This is a genomic window from Aerococcus sanguinicola, from assembly GCF_008726925.1.
Classification (GTDB): Bacteria; Bacillota; Bacilli; order Lactobacillales; family Aerococcaceae; genus Aerococcus.
In genome coordinates this window covers 169494-185580 of record NZ_VYWO01000002.1, presented here as the reverse complement: position 1 = coordinate 185580, position 16087 = coordinate 169494, and the positions used below count along the sequence as shown (strand labels likewise).

The 16087-nt window shown below is 48.1% G+C and carries 13 protein-coding genes; 4 read left to right on the top strand and 9 right to left on the bottom strand.

The features are described 5' to 3' along the window. Position 1: 1 nt before the first annotated feature. The 4 genes from F6I03_RS05110 to F6I03_RS05095 form a co-directional block, all read right to left on the bottom strand. Positions 2 to 1378: a GntP family permease gene (locus F6I03_RS05110; RefSeq protein ID WP_070431320.1), complete on the bottom strand. Its 1377-nt coding sequence runs from the start codon at positions 1376 to 1378 to the stop codon at positions 2 to 4. Continuing rightward, on the bottom strand, positions 1368 to 2696 hold the full coding sequence (locus tag F6I03_RS05105; protein ID WP_070431319.1) for a four-carbon acid sugar kinase family protein: 1329 nt from the start codon (positions 2694 to 2696) through the stop codon (positions 1368 to 1370). Before F6I03_RS05105 ends, F6I03_RS05110 begins: the two co-directional genes overlap by 11 nt. A gap of 92 nt (positions 2697 to 2788) precedes the next feature. Beyond that, entirely contained in the window at positions 2789 to 3802 is a 1014-nt protein-coding gene (gene pdxA, locus F6I03_RS05100) for a 4-hydroxythreonine-4-phosphate dehydrogenase PdxA (protein ID WP_141737870.1), read from the bottom strand. Positions 3803 to 3815: 13 nt separating this feature from the next. Continuing rightward, positions 3816 to 4580: a DeoR/GlpR family DNA-binding transcription regulator gene (locus tag F6I03_RS05095; protein WP_070431317.1), complete on the bottom strand. Its 765-nt coding sequence runs from the start codon at positions 4578 to 4580 to the stop codon at positions 3816 to 3818. A gap of 266 nt (positions 4581 to 4846) precedes the next feature. Here F6I03_RS05095 and F6I03_RS05090 point away from each other — a divergent pair, with 266 nt between their 5' ends. Further along, on the top strand, positions 4847 to 6130 hold the full coding sequence (locus F6I03_RS05090; RefSeq protein WP_070431316.1) for an HlyC/CorC family transporter: 1284 nt from the start codon (positions 4847 to 4849) through the stop codon (positions 6128 to 6130). A 94-nt stretch (positions 6131 to 6224) separates the two neighbouring features. Here F6I03_RS05090 and F6I03_RS05085 read toward each other — a convergent pair whose 3' ends face one another. Beyond that, positions 6225 to 6662, bottom strand: a complete 438-nt coding sequence (locus F6I03_RS05085; RefSeq protein ID WP_070431315.1) for an HIT family protein — start codon at positions 6660 to 6662, stop codon at positions 6225 to 6227. A gap of 350 nt (positions 6663 to 7012) precedes the next feature. On the opposite strand from F6I03_RS05085, the gene F6I03_RS05080 reads away from it, so the two are divergent. Genes F6I03_RS05080 through F6I03_RS05070 form a run of 3 tightly spaced genes read left to right on the top strand, consistent with a single transcriptional unit; the run spans position 7013 to position 10991 of the window. After that, on the top strand, positions 7013 to 7474 hold the full coding sequence (locus tag F6I03_RS05080; protein WP_070431314.1) for a MarR family winged helix-turn-helix transcriptional regulator: 462 nt from the start codon (positions 7013 to 7015) through the stop codon (positions 7472 to 7474). Next, positions 7459 to 9186 (top strand): ABC transporter ATP-binding protein, encoded by a 1728-nt coding sequence (locus F6I03_RS05075; protein ID WP_070626126.1) that lies wholly within the window; start codon positions 7459 to 7461, stop codon positions 9184 to 9186. Before F6I03_RS05080 ends, F6I03_RS05075 begins: the two co-directional genes overlap by 16 nt. After that, the gene (locus F6I03_RS05070; protein ID WP_070431312.1) at positions 9186 to 10991 is read left to right on the top strand and encodes an ABC transporter ATP-binding protein; all 1806 of its coding nucleotides are present in this window, start codon (positions 9186 to 9188) and stop codon (positions 10989 to 10991) included. Before F6I03_RS05075 ends, F6I03_RS05070 begins: the two co-directional genes overlap by 1 nt. 370 nt (positions 10992 to 11361) lie before the next feature. Here the strand turns inward: F6I03_RS05070 and F6I03_RS05065 are convergent, their stop codons facing one another. From F6I03_RS05065 to F6I03_RS05050, 4 genes are all read right to left on the bottom strand, one after another. Next, a complete protein-coding gene (locus tag F6I03_RS05065; RefSeq protein WP_070431311.1) occupies positions 11362 to 12567 on the bottom strand; it encodes a dicarboxylate/amino acid:cation symporter in 1206 nt (401 codons plus the stop codon). 360 nt (positions 12568 to 12927) lie between these two features. Next, the gene (locus F6I03_RS05060; protein ID WP_070431310.1) at positions 12928 to 13944 is read right to left on the bottom strand and encodes a PEP/pyruvate-binding domain-containing protein; all 1017 of its coding nucleotides are present in this window, start codon (positions 13942 to 13944) and stop codon (positions 12928 to 12930) included. A gap of 78 nt (positions 13945 to 14022) precedes the next feature. After that, positions 14023 to 15234: a glycosyltransferase family 4 protein gene (locus tag F6I03_RS05055; protein WP_070431309.1), complete on the bottom strand. Its 1212-nt coding sequence runs from the start codon at positions 15232 to 15234 to the stop codon at positions 14023 to 14025. A 107-nt stretch (positions 15235 to 15341) separates the two neighbouring features. Then, entirely contained in the window at positions 15342 to 16079 is a 738-nt protein-coding gene (locus tag F6I03_RS05050) for a pseudouridine synthase (protein ID WP_070431308.1), read from the bottom strand. Between the last annotated feature and the right edge of the window lie 8 nt (positions 16080 to 16087).

The window sequence follows — 16087 nt, the reverse complement described above, 5'->3', positions numbered from 1 at the left end:
TTTAACCAAAGAAAGCGTTTAGGACGAGGATCATCACCGCTCCGATAGCCCAGCAAATCGTGGTTGGAATGGACCAGGTCCGGATCTGATCTTTGACCTTCTCGTTACCGATTAGTTCATTGATGGTCCAGAAGTAGGAATCGTTAAAGTAGGAGAAGAACATGGAACCGACACAAGCTGCCAGGGCAGCGAAGACAGGGCTCACTCCTAGGGTTGCCATAATAGGAGCTGTGATGGAAGCAGCGGTCATGGCAGCAACATTCCCCGACCCCTGGATGAAACGCACCAAGGTAGAAATAATTAGTGGCAGGAGAATTGGCGGGATAGCTGTTCCCGCAATATAATTGGCAATCACGTCACCAGCGCCAGAAGCATTGACAATGGTTCCTAAGGCGCCACCAGCACCGACAATTAAGAGGATCTTAGCCCCACCTGCAATGCCTTCGTCCATGAAGGCCAAGGCCTGGTCTCGGGTCATCGACCGACTGAGGAAGATAATGGCTATGAGCAAGCTAATCCCCAGAGCACAGACCGGCTGGCCTAGGAAAGCAATCGTTTGGATGAAGAAGGAGCTAGACTCTGCCTGGCTTGCGAAAGTCCCTGCCAGAATCAGGAGGATTGGCACAATAATCGGGGCAAAGGACACCAAGGTTCCAGGTAATTCTTGCTGGTCAGTCTGTTCTTCGGCAATTTCTTGGCTCGTCAATGCCCGTGCTTGGTCGCCTTCTAACCAGCCTTCTCCACTCTCATCAGGCAGGCGGTAAATCTGCTTGCCCATATAGCGGGCATAGATCACCAGGGCGATAGCCATAGGAATAGTAATGACAATGCCCCAGAACATCATCTGTGCGAGATCCGCCCCAAAGATTCCTGCTGTTCCAATCGGCCCCGTTGCTGGGACAACGATAGAGTGGGTGAGGACCAGGCCACCAGCTGTCGCAATAGCTAGAGAGACAATAGACTTGCGCTTGGCACGTGAAATTACTTTAAGTAGAGGGAAGAGGATGACAAAACCTGGCACACAGAAGATGGACATGGAGGTGATGTAGCCCGTCACATTGACTGCCATTTCTTCCTTCCCATTACCGAAGGCCTTCAAGAAGCTACGAGCAATCTTTTCGGCAGCCCCGGATTTTTCGAGTAATTTACCCATCATAACCCCGAAACTAATGAGGATCCCTAAGTTGCCAAGAGTGCTTCCGAAACCTTCTTTAATCGTATTAACAGTTTCTATCGGGTCCATTCCGCCCAGGATACCAGTGAGTAGACTGGTGATAATCAGAGCTAGGAAGACATGGATCTTAGTCTTCGTCAACATGAAGATCAAGAGAACCATAGCAAAGATCAAGGCAAGGATAATCTGTGTACTAGCTGACATGGTGAACACCTTCTTCTACATAGTAATTGCTGGCAATCTTGGTTGCTAGGAAGTCTGCGCATTCATAGAGGGTATATTCGTCACCAATTAGACCACCCTTAGTAATGATACTCTTGTGGTCGAGGGCTCCACCCATGATGGTCCCATAAACTGCCAGAGGAATGACTTCATCTTTGATCTGAATACCGGTCGTCCCAGTCTTCTCTAGGAAGGCCTTGGTAATGTCGCCCCCAGAGGTGTAAACGCCACCTAGTTGGTCGCCCATGGCTAAGGCGATTTGTGAGCCAATTTCTGCGACCTTGTCACTGATGCGCTCAGAAGCTTGGCGAACACTTAGGCCTGCTTTTTGAGCCGCTTCTTTTAGATCTAACTTATCTTCCTTCTGCATCATGGTAGCTACAAGGAACATTTGATTATCGTCTAGGTGTTGGAGAACCTTGGTCTTGACCCGGTCAATTTCCTCTTGGCAAGGTCCGTCATAGAGTAAGTCCTCTGCCTGGATCTTAACGACATAAGGCGCGAATTCAGCACGGAAGCGGGCAATCTGGGCAATGGCGATGGTAGAGACCGAACCAATCGTGAAGAGCATCTTCTGTTTAGTCTTCACGCCCGTGTCCTGACTTGAATTCTTGACCAGATAATAAGTGAAGGGGCCTGGGTCTACGGCAACAAAGGGCTGGTCCATGGCCAAGGTTGCTTGGGCAATCGTCTCAATATCTTCATTCGTAAAGGCATCGACCACAATGATCTGAGCCCCATTAGCCTTGAGCGCTAACATGGTGTCTGTTATGGCTTCCTTGCCCTGCATAATGGTTTCAACTGTAATGACGCCGATTTCACGTTTGGTCTGCTCCCTAAAGATGGTCGAAATCTTGGATGAATCAACGGGAGCTGTTGGGTCGTTGCGGACATCGGTTAATTCTAAGGGCACCCCATCCACCAACATATAGTTTCCAATCACAATTTTCCCTGAATCGGGATAAGAGGCTACCACAATCGCCAGGGTTTCTTCACCGACTTGGTCTAAGATGGCATCCAGTTCCGCCCCACAATTGCCACGCATGGTGGAGTCGATCCGTTTGTTATAGAAGTCTACCTTCAAGTCTTGGACAGACTGCATCTTATCGGCCACCGCTTGGTAGGCGGCTTCTGCCTCCATTCCCCGTGAATCCGTATGCACACCTAGGGCATCATAATTTTCATAATCTCCTATGCAATCCGTATTGTTAATAGTTCCAACTTTATAGCCGTTTTTGGCGAGCGATGAATTGGACACATTGGCCCCTGTCATATCGTCCGCAATAATTAAAGTACGCATAAATATCCCCCTTGTATTAAAGCGTTTTCATTTTTAGCTAATAGAAAAGGATGGTCCCTGGCAAAAGACCTCGGCCCATCCTTTATAATCATTTAAGCTTGGTCATGCGCCGCTTTGAAGCGACCAGAATAGTGGCAAGCTAGGCGAATGGCTTCATCTAAGCTGATTTCATCCGCTACGCCTGTTCCTGCAATATCAAAGGCTGTCCCGTGGTCAACCGAAGTTCTTAGGAAAGGCAGGCCATGGGTAATGGAAATGGTCCGATCGAAGTCGACCATCTTCGTAGCAATGTGACCTTGGTCATGGTAGAGCGAGAGCACGCCGTCATACTTACCCATTAAGGCTTGGTGGAAGACGGAATCGGCACCAATTGGCCCATAAACCTTCACCCCTTCAGCTTGCATTTCTTCCACAGCTGGGATAATGGAATCAATCTCTTCACGGCCGAAGAGCCCGCCGTCACCGCAGTGTGGATTGAGTCCAGCAATAGCTACAGAAGGATCTTCAACCCCTAGAGTTTTGAGGGCTTCCATGGTCCGTTTGGTGTAATGCTTGATCCCTTCTTTAGAAATTAAGTCGCAGGCTTCTTTCAAGGAAACGTGTTTAGAATAGAAGGTCACGCGCAGACCCTTGACCTCAAACATGGTGAGTGGTTCATCAACGCCGGTCAAGTCTTGGAGGATATCGGTGTGCCCCAACTGTTTGATTCCAGCTTCTGACAAGGACTCTTTATTGATGGTTGTCGTAACCATGGCTGCAGCTTGGCCATCCTTGGCTAATTCATAGCCTTTCTTAATGTAATCATAAGAAGCTTGACCGCATTCAGCCGATACTTTCCCCCATTCGAAGGTCTCCATATTGACATTGTCTAGGTCAAAGACATCCAAGGTACCAGCTTCATACTTGCCTTCTTCAAAGGAAGTAATCGGATGGATAGTCAGTCCGGTCTGGCAAATATCGTTGGCTAATTTTAGGATATCCGCGTCTCCTACAACCGCCACATTAGCTTCGGCGAAGACTTCTTCTTTGGCAAAGGATTTACAAACGATTTCGGGGCCGATACCCGCTGGATCGCCCATGGTCAATACAACATATTCTTTAGTCATTGTCATACACTCCTTAACAGATTTTTATTTCTAAGTGACTGATAGTATGCAAGCCGTCCAAGTCAGCATCTTGACTGGTATACAAGTGATCAAAGCTCGCCATCTCTGCATAACGCAAGAGACTGCGACGGCGGCTCTTCTCACCCGTTGCCAGCAAGATACGGTGGTTAGCGATGCCTAGAGCCGAGGACTTGAGTGCGGCCTTCTCATTGGAGGTCGTATAGACCCCTTCCTTGGAGAAGGAATCACAGCCCATAATGGCTGTATCAACACGGTAAGCGCGCAAACGATCAACTTCAGCAAAGTCCCGGCTCGTCTGCGATAGATTGGATAACTCACCCGCTAAGAGGATGACCCGGTAGTTGGGTGCCTGGGTCGCTTCAAGGGCAATGTTTAAATCACAAGTAATGATGGTTAAAACCTCATAATATTGCCGGCACTTGGCCACTAACAAGCGATTGGTTGTCCCATTATCCAAGAATAGACTATCTCCTAATGAAATATTCTCGAGGACAGCTTCCACCAAGCGCGCCTTATCTTCTTGACGGGTATCTGCTTTCACATCAGGTTTAATTTCTGATCGGATCAACTGTTCTGGACCCAGCCAGATCGCTCCGCCGAAAACTTTCTCAATGAGCCCTTTGCTTTCGAGTTCATTTAAGTCCTTTCGAATGGTTACTTCTGATACCCCAAATTCCTGGGCTAATTCCTTAACAGTGGCAGACTGGCCAAGCTTTAGATAATCAGCCATCCGGTCTAAACGCTCCTGTGCTAACATTTCTTGTCCTCCTAAATCATATTGTACGCTAAACTTCATTTGCTTTCAAGTTATTTCTTTTACTTTCTTTTAATTATTTTTTTGTGAGTTTTATATTGACTCCTACTGATCTTTAAATATTTTTACTTTCCTATAAATAGGCTTTCCCATAATTTCATGATACAATAATTTTAGAATATTTTATACGAAATCGAACACTATCTCAGCTCCTTTTCCTTAGGGGCTCAGATAGTGTTTATCTTAGAATTTATAGGAGGAATTATAGAATGGATGAGAGTTACGTCGGGAGTATCGCCATATTTATCTTATGTGTGATCTTATCGGCTTATTTTTCTGCTTCAGAGACTGCCTTTACGTCTTTGAACCGGATTCGCTTGCAGAATGAGGCGGACAATGGGGATAAGCGCGCCCAACAGGCCCTCAATTTACAGGAAGACTTTGAATCCTTACTGTCAACGATCTTGATCGGGAATAATATTGTAAACATCGGGGCATCTGCCATCGCAACGGTGGTTCTCTTGGTCTGGTTCCCGCGCTATGGGGCCACGATTTCAACTGTTGCAACGACGGTCATCCTCTTGCTCTGTTCAGAAATCACCCCCAAGTTGATCGCCAAGCTCATGCCAGAAGAATTTGCCAAGTTCTCGACCCCTATCCTACGTGTCATTATGTGGGTCATGAAACCCCTGGTCTGGTTGATCAATCTCTGGCAGAAGATGGTCCAACGTGTGGTTCCCATTGAAAGCCAGGAAGGGATCAGCGAGGAAGAACTCTTATCTTTGGTGGACGAAGCCCGAGTTGGGGGCTCAATCGAATACGATGAGCAACGTTTGGTCAAGGCGGCAATTAACTTCGACGACCGAACCGTTTCATCAATTCTTACCCCGCGGATTGACCTGGTTGCAGCAGATATCCACGACAGCGACCAGGAGATTGACCAAGCCTTTATGGACCACCCTTATTCACGTCTGGTGATCTATGATGAGACCATTGACAATGTCTTGGGGGCCCTACACGAACGGGACTTCAACCGCTACCTCCGCGCCAAGCATGAGCGTGGCCAGAACGTTGTCCTCCAGAGCATTCTTTCAGATGTGCTCTTCATTCCCCCATCGATTAAATTAGCCAACCTCCTGCGCAAGATGCAGAAGCAGAAGGTTCATATGGCCGTTGTCCGTGACGAACACGGTGGGGTCATGGGGATTGCCACCATGGAAGATGTTCTCGAAGAATTAGTCGGCGAGATTTGGGATGAAGATGACGTGGTCTTCAATGACATCGATGTCTTGATTCCCCAAGAACACTATCAATTTAGCGGAGGCTGTGCCATTGACAAGGCCATGCCTATTCTCAACTTGCCCTTAGAAGAACCCGAGCTCTTCCATACAGTCAACGGTTTCGTCGTCCACCACATCGGGAAGTTACCCGAAAAAGGTGACCGTTTCAGTGTCGGCGATTGGCAGTTCAAGGTCCTCGAAGAAGACCGACAACGTGTGTCCATCTTGGATGCCACCCACCGAGCCGCTCCTGATACAGAAGCCGAAGACTAGGACTTAATAGTCGATGAACAGTTAGGTAACAAAAGGCAGTGAATGACCGTTCAACCGCTCATTCACTGCCTTTTTGTCTTTCAATCAGACCTTCTTATAGCTTTAAGGCTTGGCGCAATTCCTTCGCCATGGCTTCATATTCGTCATCTGTTAGATATTTTTGGTCCAGGTTCATCGCAAAGGGTGTGCCCCATTCCACTTCGCCTTCATACTTAGGGACCAAGTGGAAGTGGAGGTGAGACCCGCCATCCCCGTAAGCGCCGTAGTTGATCTTATCTGGCTGGTAAAGTTCATGCATCACTTGGGCGACTTGGGCAATTTCAGCGAAGTAAGCATCACGTTCTTCATCTGAAATATCCACTAATTCACTCACATGTTCCTTATAAGCCACAATCAAACGACCTGGGTGGGACTGTTCCTTAAAGATAATCACCAGGCTATGGGGCAATTCGCCCACTAAGTAGCCAAATTGAGCAAGCGGTTCGCCTTGAACACAGTAGCCACAATTCGGATCTTTGACACTTTCTGCCATTTCAATCATCCTCCTTTAATTTAATTCTATTTTATCATTAAAGGACAAAAAAAGAGCCCTTATATATTTTTTAAATGGGGACTAGGAAAAATAATATTCACTCTATCAGCTAATTTCGAGCAAAAGCGGAACGCATGCTCACAGCATCATTTTACAAAAAGAGCAACATTCGATTTTTCAGAATGCCGCCCTTTAACTTATTGTAGCGAATAATTGTAAACTTTTAGCCTGTTTTAGGTAAGTATTGTGTAAATTTTATCATTTAAATCAAATCACTTGTATTTACAAGTATAATTCGTTATGATAGATTAGTAGCACATATCATTATCATGTTAGAAGGAGATGGACGAGTGACTGACCAAGTAGTATCCATTTCCCATTTAATCTTTCAATTGGCAAATTTACAGAAGAAGTATCTCTTCGAACGCTTAAAAGAAGTTGACCTCAACCCTGTTCAGGCCCAAACTCTCCACTACATCTACAGAGAGTCCGGGCCTATCCAGCGTTCACTTGCCTCTTATCTCGGTAAACACGAGGCCACGATCAGCAACATTCTCAATGTGTTAGAAGATCGTGGCTATCTTTATCGGCAAACGGCTTCCGCCAATAGTCGGCAAAAACAAATCTTTTTGACCGATGCGGGTCTTAAGCAGGTGGAGAAGATTAATGGGATCTTTAAGGATTTAGAAGAGGAAGTCTGCGCTGGCTTATCCAACCAAGAGCGCGAGGCCAGCTTAGACCAATTAACCGACATTCGCGATCAATTTATTATCTATGGAAAGAAAGGTGATCATCCATGCTTAAACTCTTGAAACGCGTGCCCAAATCGCTGATTCTACTCAGTGTCTTCTTTGCTTTCATGCAGGGCGTGACGGAATTACTCCTGCCGACACTGACAGCGCGCTTGATTAATGAGGGGGTTGCCCGTGGTGACTTCGATGCCATCTGGGCCGTCGCTGGGCAAATGTTCATCATGACCCTCCTCATCGTCGGCTCTGCCCTAGCTAATATCTGGTTTGCTTCTAAAGCCTCCCAGGGCCTGGGTCGCGACTTGCGGAATGCCCTCTATGCCAAAGTACAACGACTATCCAAGGACACTTACGACGAATTCGGTAATGCCTCGCTGATTACCCGGTCGTCTTCTGACATTGTGCAGATTGAACTGACTACGATGATGGTCCTTAGAATGTTCCTCTTGTCTCCCGCTATGTTAATTGCTTCGATCACGATGGCTTACCAGGCCAGCCCACAGATGAGCCAGACCTACCTAGCCACCATCCCCATTATCGCCATTGCGATCGGGATCGTGATCTATACAGCCTCCCCCCTCTTCCGTTCCATGCAAAAAAAGGTAGACCGGATGAACCTGGTCTTCCGCGAAGGCCTGACAGGGGTCCGAGTGATCCGCGCCTTCAATAAGAACAGCTATGAATCTGACCGTTTCCGGGCAGCCAATGATGACTACCGGCAAACCGCCATCGGTGCTCAGATTCGCCTGGCCTTCTTGATTCCTGTCATGATGACCACCCTCAACCTGACCACGGTCTTTCTGGTTTGGTATGGGGGCCGCTTGGTTTCTAACCAGGCCTTGGACTTAGGGGTCATCCTATCCTTTATCTCTTATACCGCTATCATGGGGGTTTCCTTCATGTTTATCGGCTTGATGTTCGTCCTGATTCCCCGGGCCCAAGTTTCGGCTGAACGGGTGAACCAAGTCTTGGAAGCACCTGAGAAGATCCATTCGCCAGAGAATGGCGGCCAGGTCCTCTCTTTAGACGAGGCCGGACAAGTGGACTTCAACCATGTACACTTTGCCTACGATGGAGCAGAATCTAATGTTCTTGAGGATATCGACTTCCACCTGACACCAGGAATGACCCTGGGAATTATCGGCGGAACGGGCTCTGGGAAGTCAACCATCGCTAACCTGCTCCTGCGTTTCTATGACCGGACTTCCGGTGAAATCCGTGTCAACGGCCACTTGCTAGAGGACATCAACCTCAAGAGCCTGCGCCGCTACATCGCCTATGTCCCACAGAAAGCCAACCTCTTCCGGGGCACTATCCGGTCAAATATGTTGGCCGGCAAGAGCGATGCGACAGATGAAGAGATCTGGCAGGCCCTTGAGACCGCCCAGGCAGCGGGCTTTGTTTCTAGCTTCGCTGACCAATTAGACCGGCGGGTTGAACAAGGCGGCTCCAACTTCTCGGGGGGACAGAAGCAGCGTCTCTGTATTGCCCGGGCCTTGATCAAGCAATCGCCCATTAATGTCTTTGACGATTCCTTCTCCGCCCTCGATGCCCAAACGGACGCCAACTTGCGCCAGGCCCTCAAGAACTTGGATGACGAGACCATCAACCTGATCATCGCCCAACGTGTCAGCACCATCTCGGATGCTGACCTGATCATCGCCCTCAATGACAACGGCAGTATCGCCGGTATCGGTACCCATGAGAGCCTACAAGAAGATACACCGATCTATCGTTCCATTGTCCAATCCCAATTAAAGGAGGTAACTGACTAATGAGTAAAGAAGTGAAACCAAGGTCAACCTTTAGTGCCTTGCGCAAACTGATCCGCTTTCTCGGCAAACACAAGTATACCTTCTTTGCCGTTATTTTCTTCTCTGTCTTCGCCTCAGTGACGGAGATCTTTGCGCCGCGAATCCTAGGGGGAGCGACGACTCTGATTGCTGATGGGGTTAGCCAGGGTTTACAAGAAGTCAACGGTCAGATGCGCTATCCTATTGATTTCGATGGCATTATCAGCATCCTGATCAAAGTCGCCATCCTCTACCTATTAACCGGGCTGGGGCGTTACCTGCAGAACTTCCTGCTCAGCAAGGCCGTCCAAGGCACGATTTCCGAATTGCGCCAGGCCATGCGCGATAAGCTCAACCGCCTTCCCATCTCGACCTTAGACCAAACGCCCAATGGTGAGATCCTCAGCCGGGCCATTAATGATATCGAAAATATTGCCGCCACCCTGCAACAAAATATTTCCCAGGCCATCATGTCGACCACCCTCTTCATCGGGGTAGCCATCATGATTGTCTCCATCAGTCCGCGGATTGGTGGGATGATGCTTGGGGCCGTCGCTCTCACCATTGTCATGGTCAGCTTCATCACCCCTATCTCCCAGCGACTCTTCGCTAACCAGCAACGCCTGCAAGGCTCCATCAACGGACTGATTGAAGAAGACTACAACGGCCAGATTGAAATCAAGGCCTTCAACCAACAAAGACATAAATTGGAAAAATTCGAAGATGAAACAGAAGCCTACTATGATACTTCACAGAAGGCCCAATTCATCGCTGGGATTATGTTCCCTTCCGTTAACTTTATCCGGAATGTGGGCTATGTCCTAATCGCCCTCGTTGGAGGGGTATCTGTCGTCAACGGCCGCATGTCCCTAGGGAATGTCCAAGCCCTGATGCAGTATAACCCACAGCTCTTCCAACCCGTCTCCCAACTATCCTCTATCGTCAACCAAATTCAATCCACCCTCGCCTCAGCTGAACGGATCTTTGAATTCTTGGAATTAGACGATATGGAGATCATCGAATCTGGCCTAGCCCCTCAAGAGACAGACTACAAGGTCAGCTTCCAAGATGTCCAATTCGGTTATGATGCCGACCAGATGATCCTCAAAGACTTCAGCTTAGATGTTGAAGCCGGCCAAATGATTGCGATTGTCGGCCCAACAGGAGCTGGAAAAACCACCCTGATCAACCTTTTGGAACGCTTCTATGAAGTCAATGAAGGCAGCATTCGAATCAACGGCGTGGATATCCGGGACTACAGTCGGGGTGAGGTCCGCCAACAAATGGGCATGGTCCTCCAAGACACCTGGCTCTTCCGCGGCACTATCTATGATAATATCGCTTATGGGGCCCAGGGGCGGGTGCCTGAACCTGAAGAAGTCTATTCCGCCGCCCAAACCGCCCATGTGGATGACTTCGTCAAGAAGCTGCCCGATGGTTACGACACCATTATCAACGAGGATGCCTCCAACATCTCCCAAGGCCAACGCCAGCTCATCACGATTGCCCGGGCCTTGGTAGCCACCCCTGAGATCCTCATCCTGGATGAAGCTACATCCAATATCGATACTCGAACCGAAAAACTCATCCAGCAAGCCACAGACAAGCTGCTCAAAGGACGGACCAGTTTCGTCATTGCCCACCGCCTCTCCACCATCCAAGATGCCGACCAGATCATCGTCCTCGACGCTGGCCGCATCATTGAGAAGGGCAACCACGACCAGCTTATGGCCAAGCAGGGCTTCTACTACGCCCTCTACAATGCGCAATTTAACCAAGCTTCATAAATTCAAAAAACTCGCCTCATGCCAATCCCATTAGAAGGGGCGGCATGAGGCTTTTTTTGTATAGGCAAAAGCGCCAGCCCTTTTTCAAATCTGAAGGCTGGCGCTATTTTTTATTAGTTAATTTTATAGTTTTTAGTATAGGTGACTAGTGATCAAAAAATTATGCAGATTACTTTTGAGCAGTAGTGAAGCGTTGAAGTTGGTCCTTAGCCATGAACAAGCAAGCAAAGCGAATTACGGATCGTTGGCGTAAGCCTTACGAACCGTTTGAGACTTGCTAGGCGAGAGACTTTGACTCGAGCCGGTGCCATGGCTCTTCAAGGACCAAATTCAAAAGCGTAACGCATGCTCACCAATAGAATATTTTTACCTATTTATTCTTAATATGATCTTTGTAGAATTTATCCACGAAGACAGCAATGGCATTATCGCCGGACACATTGGCGGCGGTACCGAAACTGTCCTGAGTGATGTAGAGCGAAATCATTAATTGGTTCATGGTCTCACTCGTGATATTGATCATCGGCAGGAAAGGCAGGGCCGACATGATGGCACCGCCTGGGGCTCCTGGCGCTGCCACCATGGCAACCCCTAACATCATGATGAAGCCGATCATGAGTGTGAAATCATGGGGCAAGTCATACATAAGGAGCAGGGTGGTCGCACAAGAGGTAATCGTAATCATCGATCCCGCAATGTGAATCGTTGACCCCAGGGGCACAACGAAATTCGCAATATCCTCTGAAATCCCATTATTCTCAGCACACTTCAGGTTAACCGGTAGGGTAGCCGCTGAAGATTGGGTGCCTAGGGCCGTCATGTAGCCTGGAATCTGGTTGCGGATCAACATGACGGGACTTTTGCCGGCGTAAGTTCCTGCAATTAAGAAGAGCAAGCCCACATAGAAGAAGTGGAGGACGAGAACAACAAGGAAAACCTTCCAAAAAACATTAAGAATCGAGAAGACCGAGCCGCTATAACTCAAATTCACAAAGTTGCCAAAAATATAAAAGGGCAAGAGGGGAATAATGATGGTATTGAGCACCTTAACGATGATGTCGCCAAAGTCTGTAAAAATCTCATACAAGGCCTGGCCTTGGTCATGGCCACGTAACCAAGAAATCCCCAAGCCCATGATGAAGGCAAAGATGATTGCCCCCGTAACACCAAAGAAAGGCTCCAAGGGAATGGTAAAAATGGGTTCTAGACCGGGCCCAGCTTCTGTTACGTTAGCAACCAATTCCTCGCTAATAAAGAGTGGGAAGAGGTTGACAGAAACGAAATAGGCTAGGAGGCCACCGATCACTGTCGAAATATAGGCTGTGATGACTGTGATCCCCAATAACTTCCCTGCCCCGTGTGCCAGGTCAGCAATCCCTCGAACCACGAAGCCTAGAATCATGAAGGGAATAATGAAATTTAGAAAAGAACTAAAAATAGATGACAAGGTAATAAAGACACGAAAGACAATTTCTGGAATAAAGCTCAATTGTCCCACAATAATCCCTAAAATAATGGCAATGACAAGACGGGGCACGAGACCAATCTTCCGCTTGCCACCAATTCGATTTGACATATTTTCTGCCCCCCAAACACATGCATTCAATTAAACACACTTTCGATTACTATTTAATAATCCTAGCAAATCTTCTTCTTAATTGGAATGCTTTTGCTTGATTATTTGAAAGATTTTACTTTGTAAGCGTTATATTGACGCGGATTCCCAACAATTATTGTATACGTTCTAAAATAAACAACAAACGCGAGCAAAAGCCGACCAGTGCTAGGATAGAGAGATCCCGTTCTGCAAAAAAATAAAACATGGCCAGGCCCAATGAAAGGGACTTCCATGTTTCATTCATTTAAGCTGGCTTCCTATGAATAAGGCAAAGAAAAAAAGAGACCGAGAACCATGTCCCAGTCTCCATCATTAAACTTAGCGACCATGGGCTTCTAGAATAAAGCTCTGCCCATCTTCAATGGTAAATTCCAAGTTCTCCAACTTCTTGTAGAAGGTCTTCATCGTAGCGACAGCTTCTACCAGGTAGTCATAATTTTCTGGGAAGTAGTCTTTCATCTGGCTTAGGGACATGGGTTCGCCACTCCCAATCACCACATCTTCTCCCTGACCTCGGAGCAAGAATTCGCCTTCGAGTTCCTTCTCGTCTTGGTCTTGGTGGACCACAATAATCCCTGTTCCTGACTCTTCACCCGCATTGCCAAAGACCATCTCTTGGATGATGACGGCAGTGCCCAAGTCTTCAGGCAGGTTAAGCTGACTTCTTTGTTCACGCATGTAGTCTGAATCCCAATTCTTATAGATTGCCTTGATCGCATCAGCAATCTGGGTCGTCACCACTTGTGGGAAGGAAATTCCTAGCTCGTCTGTGTAGACCTCTTTAAATTGGTTGACCAAGAGACGCAAACGGTTATAAGACAGGTCTTGGGTCCGTTCGACCCCTTCTTCTGCCTTGGCCGCATCCAATTTACTTTGGAAGCACTCCCGGTCAATCCCATAGATCGATTGCCCGTACATCTGCAAGAGGCGGCGGTAACAGTCATAAGCGAAGCGCCGATTCTTGGTACTGCGGGCCAGATGCTCCACATTCTTGTCATTCAAACCAACATTTAAGATACTTTCTCGGTTCTCCGGCAGGTGGTAGGCCGCCCCCGAGCGGATGGAAACCAGGAGCAAGTGGTTCGGATCATTGAAGGACTTACCCGTCCGCTTCTCTAATCCCTTAATATATTTCTCCAATTCTGCATCAATGGCTGGGCTCAAGCCCTGCTGGTTACCGGCTAAGTAGTTCTGACAGGCTTCTGTCGAAATAATGAAGCCCTTAGGAACATTCAAGCCTTCCTTGGTCATTTCCGCCAAGCTGGCTCCCTTAGCCCCGAGACTCTCGACCATCTTCCCATTAGCTTCTTTAAAATTATAGATGTATTTTTGCAAAATATCCCTCCTCAGAAAGCGTTTCCTCACAATGATTATACCGTTTTCAGGTAAACAAAACAATTCTTTTTCACAAATTTAAGCGCGGTGAATCGAGCTAAGCAGCTGGTCCACTAGTCCTGGCCAGGAATTTTGCTGGATTTCCTCTTGGTAACTTTCCGCTTGTTTGGGCTTTTGACGATAACGATCGGCTTGGCGCAGAATCGCTTGGGCCAGACGGTCACAATAAGCTGGCAAGTCTTCTGCTAACGGCTGGTCTTGATTAACCAAGCGCGGAAGCTGGATATAGTCAATCAATTCACTTTGCTTTAAGCGGTCATCGAGCTGGTCACTAAGAGCTGGAAAATCAGCCACAATCGTGTAACAGCCACAAGCCATCGCCTCGACAACCACTAGAGGCAGGCCTTCATAATAAGAAGGAAGGACAAAGATAGCCGCTCGTCTAAAAAGCTCAGCCAACTGTTCTTGGGGAACACCCTCTTGGTAGCTAATCCGTGGGTCGTTGGCAATAGCAGCATGCATCTTGGCCAAAGATTCCGGATTGCCATTCCCGACTAAGCGCAGGCTTAAGTCTTGGCGCCCCTTCAAACGCTCTGTAAAAGCCTCAATCAAAGCAAAGACTCCCTTAGCTTCTGCAATCTTACCTGCATAGATGACCTCTACAGGTTCAGTCGCTTCCTGGTCCTCATAATAAAAAATCTGGTCATCATAACCGCCACCTAAAACACTCACCCGGTCGCTATCTAGCCCATAAAGCGAGCTAATTTGACCAACTTGTTGACTGGATAAGGCAAAAACTTGGTCTAAGTCTTTGATATGGCGGGTATATTGGGCAGCAAGCTGGGGATGGTGTTGAGCTTGGCGCAGGTCGGTATTATGACAAATCGCAAAGATCTGGGCCTCTGGGAACCATTGGCGAACCATATCGGTCAAGAACCAGAGATGGTGGCATAAGATCAGGTCCGGTTGGAAGTCTTCATAGGCCCGAAGAAGAACTTCTAAGAAGGCATACTTCCAGCGTCGGATCATCGCCTCTGTCATTTCCCCATAAACCGTGCTCTCATAAGGCATGACATCGCTCATGCCAGGCAAGGGAAAGTCACAATAGCGATTGGGAAAAGTTAAGACATACTGCCGGTCTTTGGGCAGGGTCTCCCATTCATAGCCTGGATAGGCGCCGTAAACGCAGGCCTGGTCCATCTTCCCTTCTAGGCCCTTAATTAAATTGGTGAAATAAACCCCACTCCCAGTCTTTGAAGGCAGTTGGGCTTGGATATGTAGGATGCGCATGATTCTCTCCTTTATCTTCATCATCACTAGCCATTATAGTATACTTCTGCCCACTTGAACAGCATTTTGTGAACGCTAACAATCTTTCTCTTCTGCTTGGCCCAGCGTCAACGTTGGACGCGCTTGACTAGGGCTTTGAGGTCAGCAATTTCATCCGCCTCTAGTGGGCGACAGCTCCCTTCTTGAAGCGGGTGGCGGTCCAGAGAGAGTGGTCCGATAGCCAGACGCTCCAAATAGATGACCTTAAGCCCCCGTGCCAGGAACATTTTCTTAATTTGGTGCCGCTTACCTTCATAAATGGTCAGCCTGGCCTGGGAGACCTGGTCGCCAACTTCCTCCAACTGCAGCTGAGCGGCCTGGCAAAGATAGCCGTCCGACCAAAGAATCCCTGCTTCAAAAGCCGCCACATCCTGGTTATCCAAGGCCCCATTCACCCGCACCCGGTAAGTCTTAGGAATCTGGAAGCGTGGATTCTCCAGAAGATAATGGAGCTGGCCATTGTTGGTCAAGAGGATTAAGCCTTGGGCATCCCGGTCCAAACGTCCCACAATGGATAAGCCAAGATCATGCAAGTCTTTTGGCAGGTCATCAAAAACCGTAGCATACTGGCGGTCACGGCGGGCACTGACCAGGCCAGGCCGCTTATAGAGGAGATAATTCTGGTGACCCAAATGGGAAGGCAGGGGCTGACCCTCTAAGCAAATCGCATGCCAGGCCGGGTCCACTAAATAATTCCCGTTGCCTATATATTCCCCGTCTACCGTCACTCGGCCTTGGTTAATTTTTTGCCGGGCTCGTCGAGAAGAGAGCTGGCAAGTCTGCTGGATAAATTCTTGTAAGCGCATGGTAAACT

Excerpts from the sequence above, each read along its gene's own strand:
- F6I03_RS05070 (WP_070431312.1), top strand. The coding sequence starts at position 9,186 with ATGAGTAAAGAAGTGAAACCAAGGTCAACCTTTAGTGCCTTGCGCAAA.
- F6I03_RS05055 (WP_070431309.1), bottom strand. The coding sequence starts at position 15,234 with ATGCGCATCCTACATATCCAAGCCCAACTGCCTTCAAAGACTGGGAGT.
- pdxA (WP_141737870.1), bottom strand. The coding sequence starts at position 3,802 with ATGACTAAAGAATATGTTGTATTGACCATGGGCGATCCAGCGGGTATC.
- F6I03_RS05095 (WP_070431317.1), bottom strand. The coding sequence starts at position 4,580 with ATGTTAGCACAGGAGCGTTTAGACCGGATGGCTGATTATCTAAAGCTT.
- F6I03_RS05050 (WP_070431308.1), bottom strand. The coding sequence starts at position 16,079 with ATGCGCTTACAAGAATTTATCCAGCAGACTTGCCAGCTCTCTTCTCGA.
- F6I03_RS05075 (WP_070626126.1), top strand. The coding sequence starts at position 7,459 with ATGCTTAAACTCTTGAAACGCGTGCCCAAATCGCTGATTCTACTCAGT.
- F6I03_RS05110 (WP_070431320.1), bottom strand. The coding sequence starts at position 1,378 with ATGTCAGCTAGTACACAGATTATCCTTGCCTTGATCTTTGCTATGGTT.
- F6I03_RS05105 (WP_070431319.1), bottom strand. The coding sequence starts at position 2,696 with ATGCGTACTTTAATTATTGCGGACGATATGACAGGGGCCAATGTGTCC.
- F6I03_RS05085 (WP_070431315.1), bottom strand. The coding sequence starts at position 6,662 with ATGGCAGAAAGTGTCAAAGATCCGAATTGTGGCTACTGTGTTCAAGGC.
- F6I03_RS05090 (WP_070431316.1), top strand. The coding sequence starts at position 4,847 with ATGGATGAGAGTTACGTCGGGAGTATCGCCATATTTATCTTATGTGTG.
- F6I03_RS05065 (WP_070431311.1), bottom strand. The coding sequence starts at position 12,567 with ATGTCAAATCGAATTGGTGGCAAGCGGAAGATTGGTCTCGTGCCCCGT.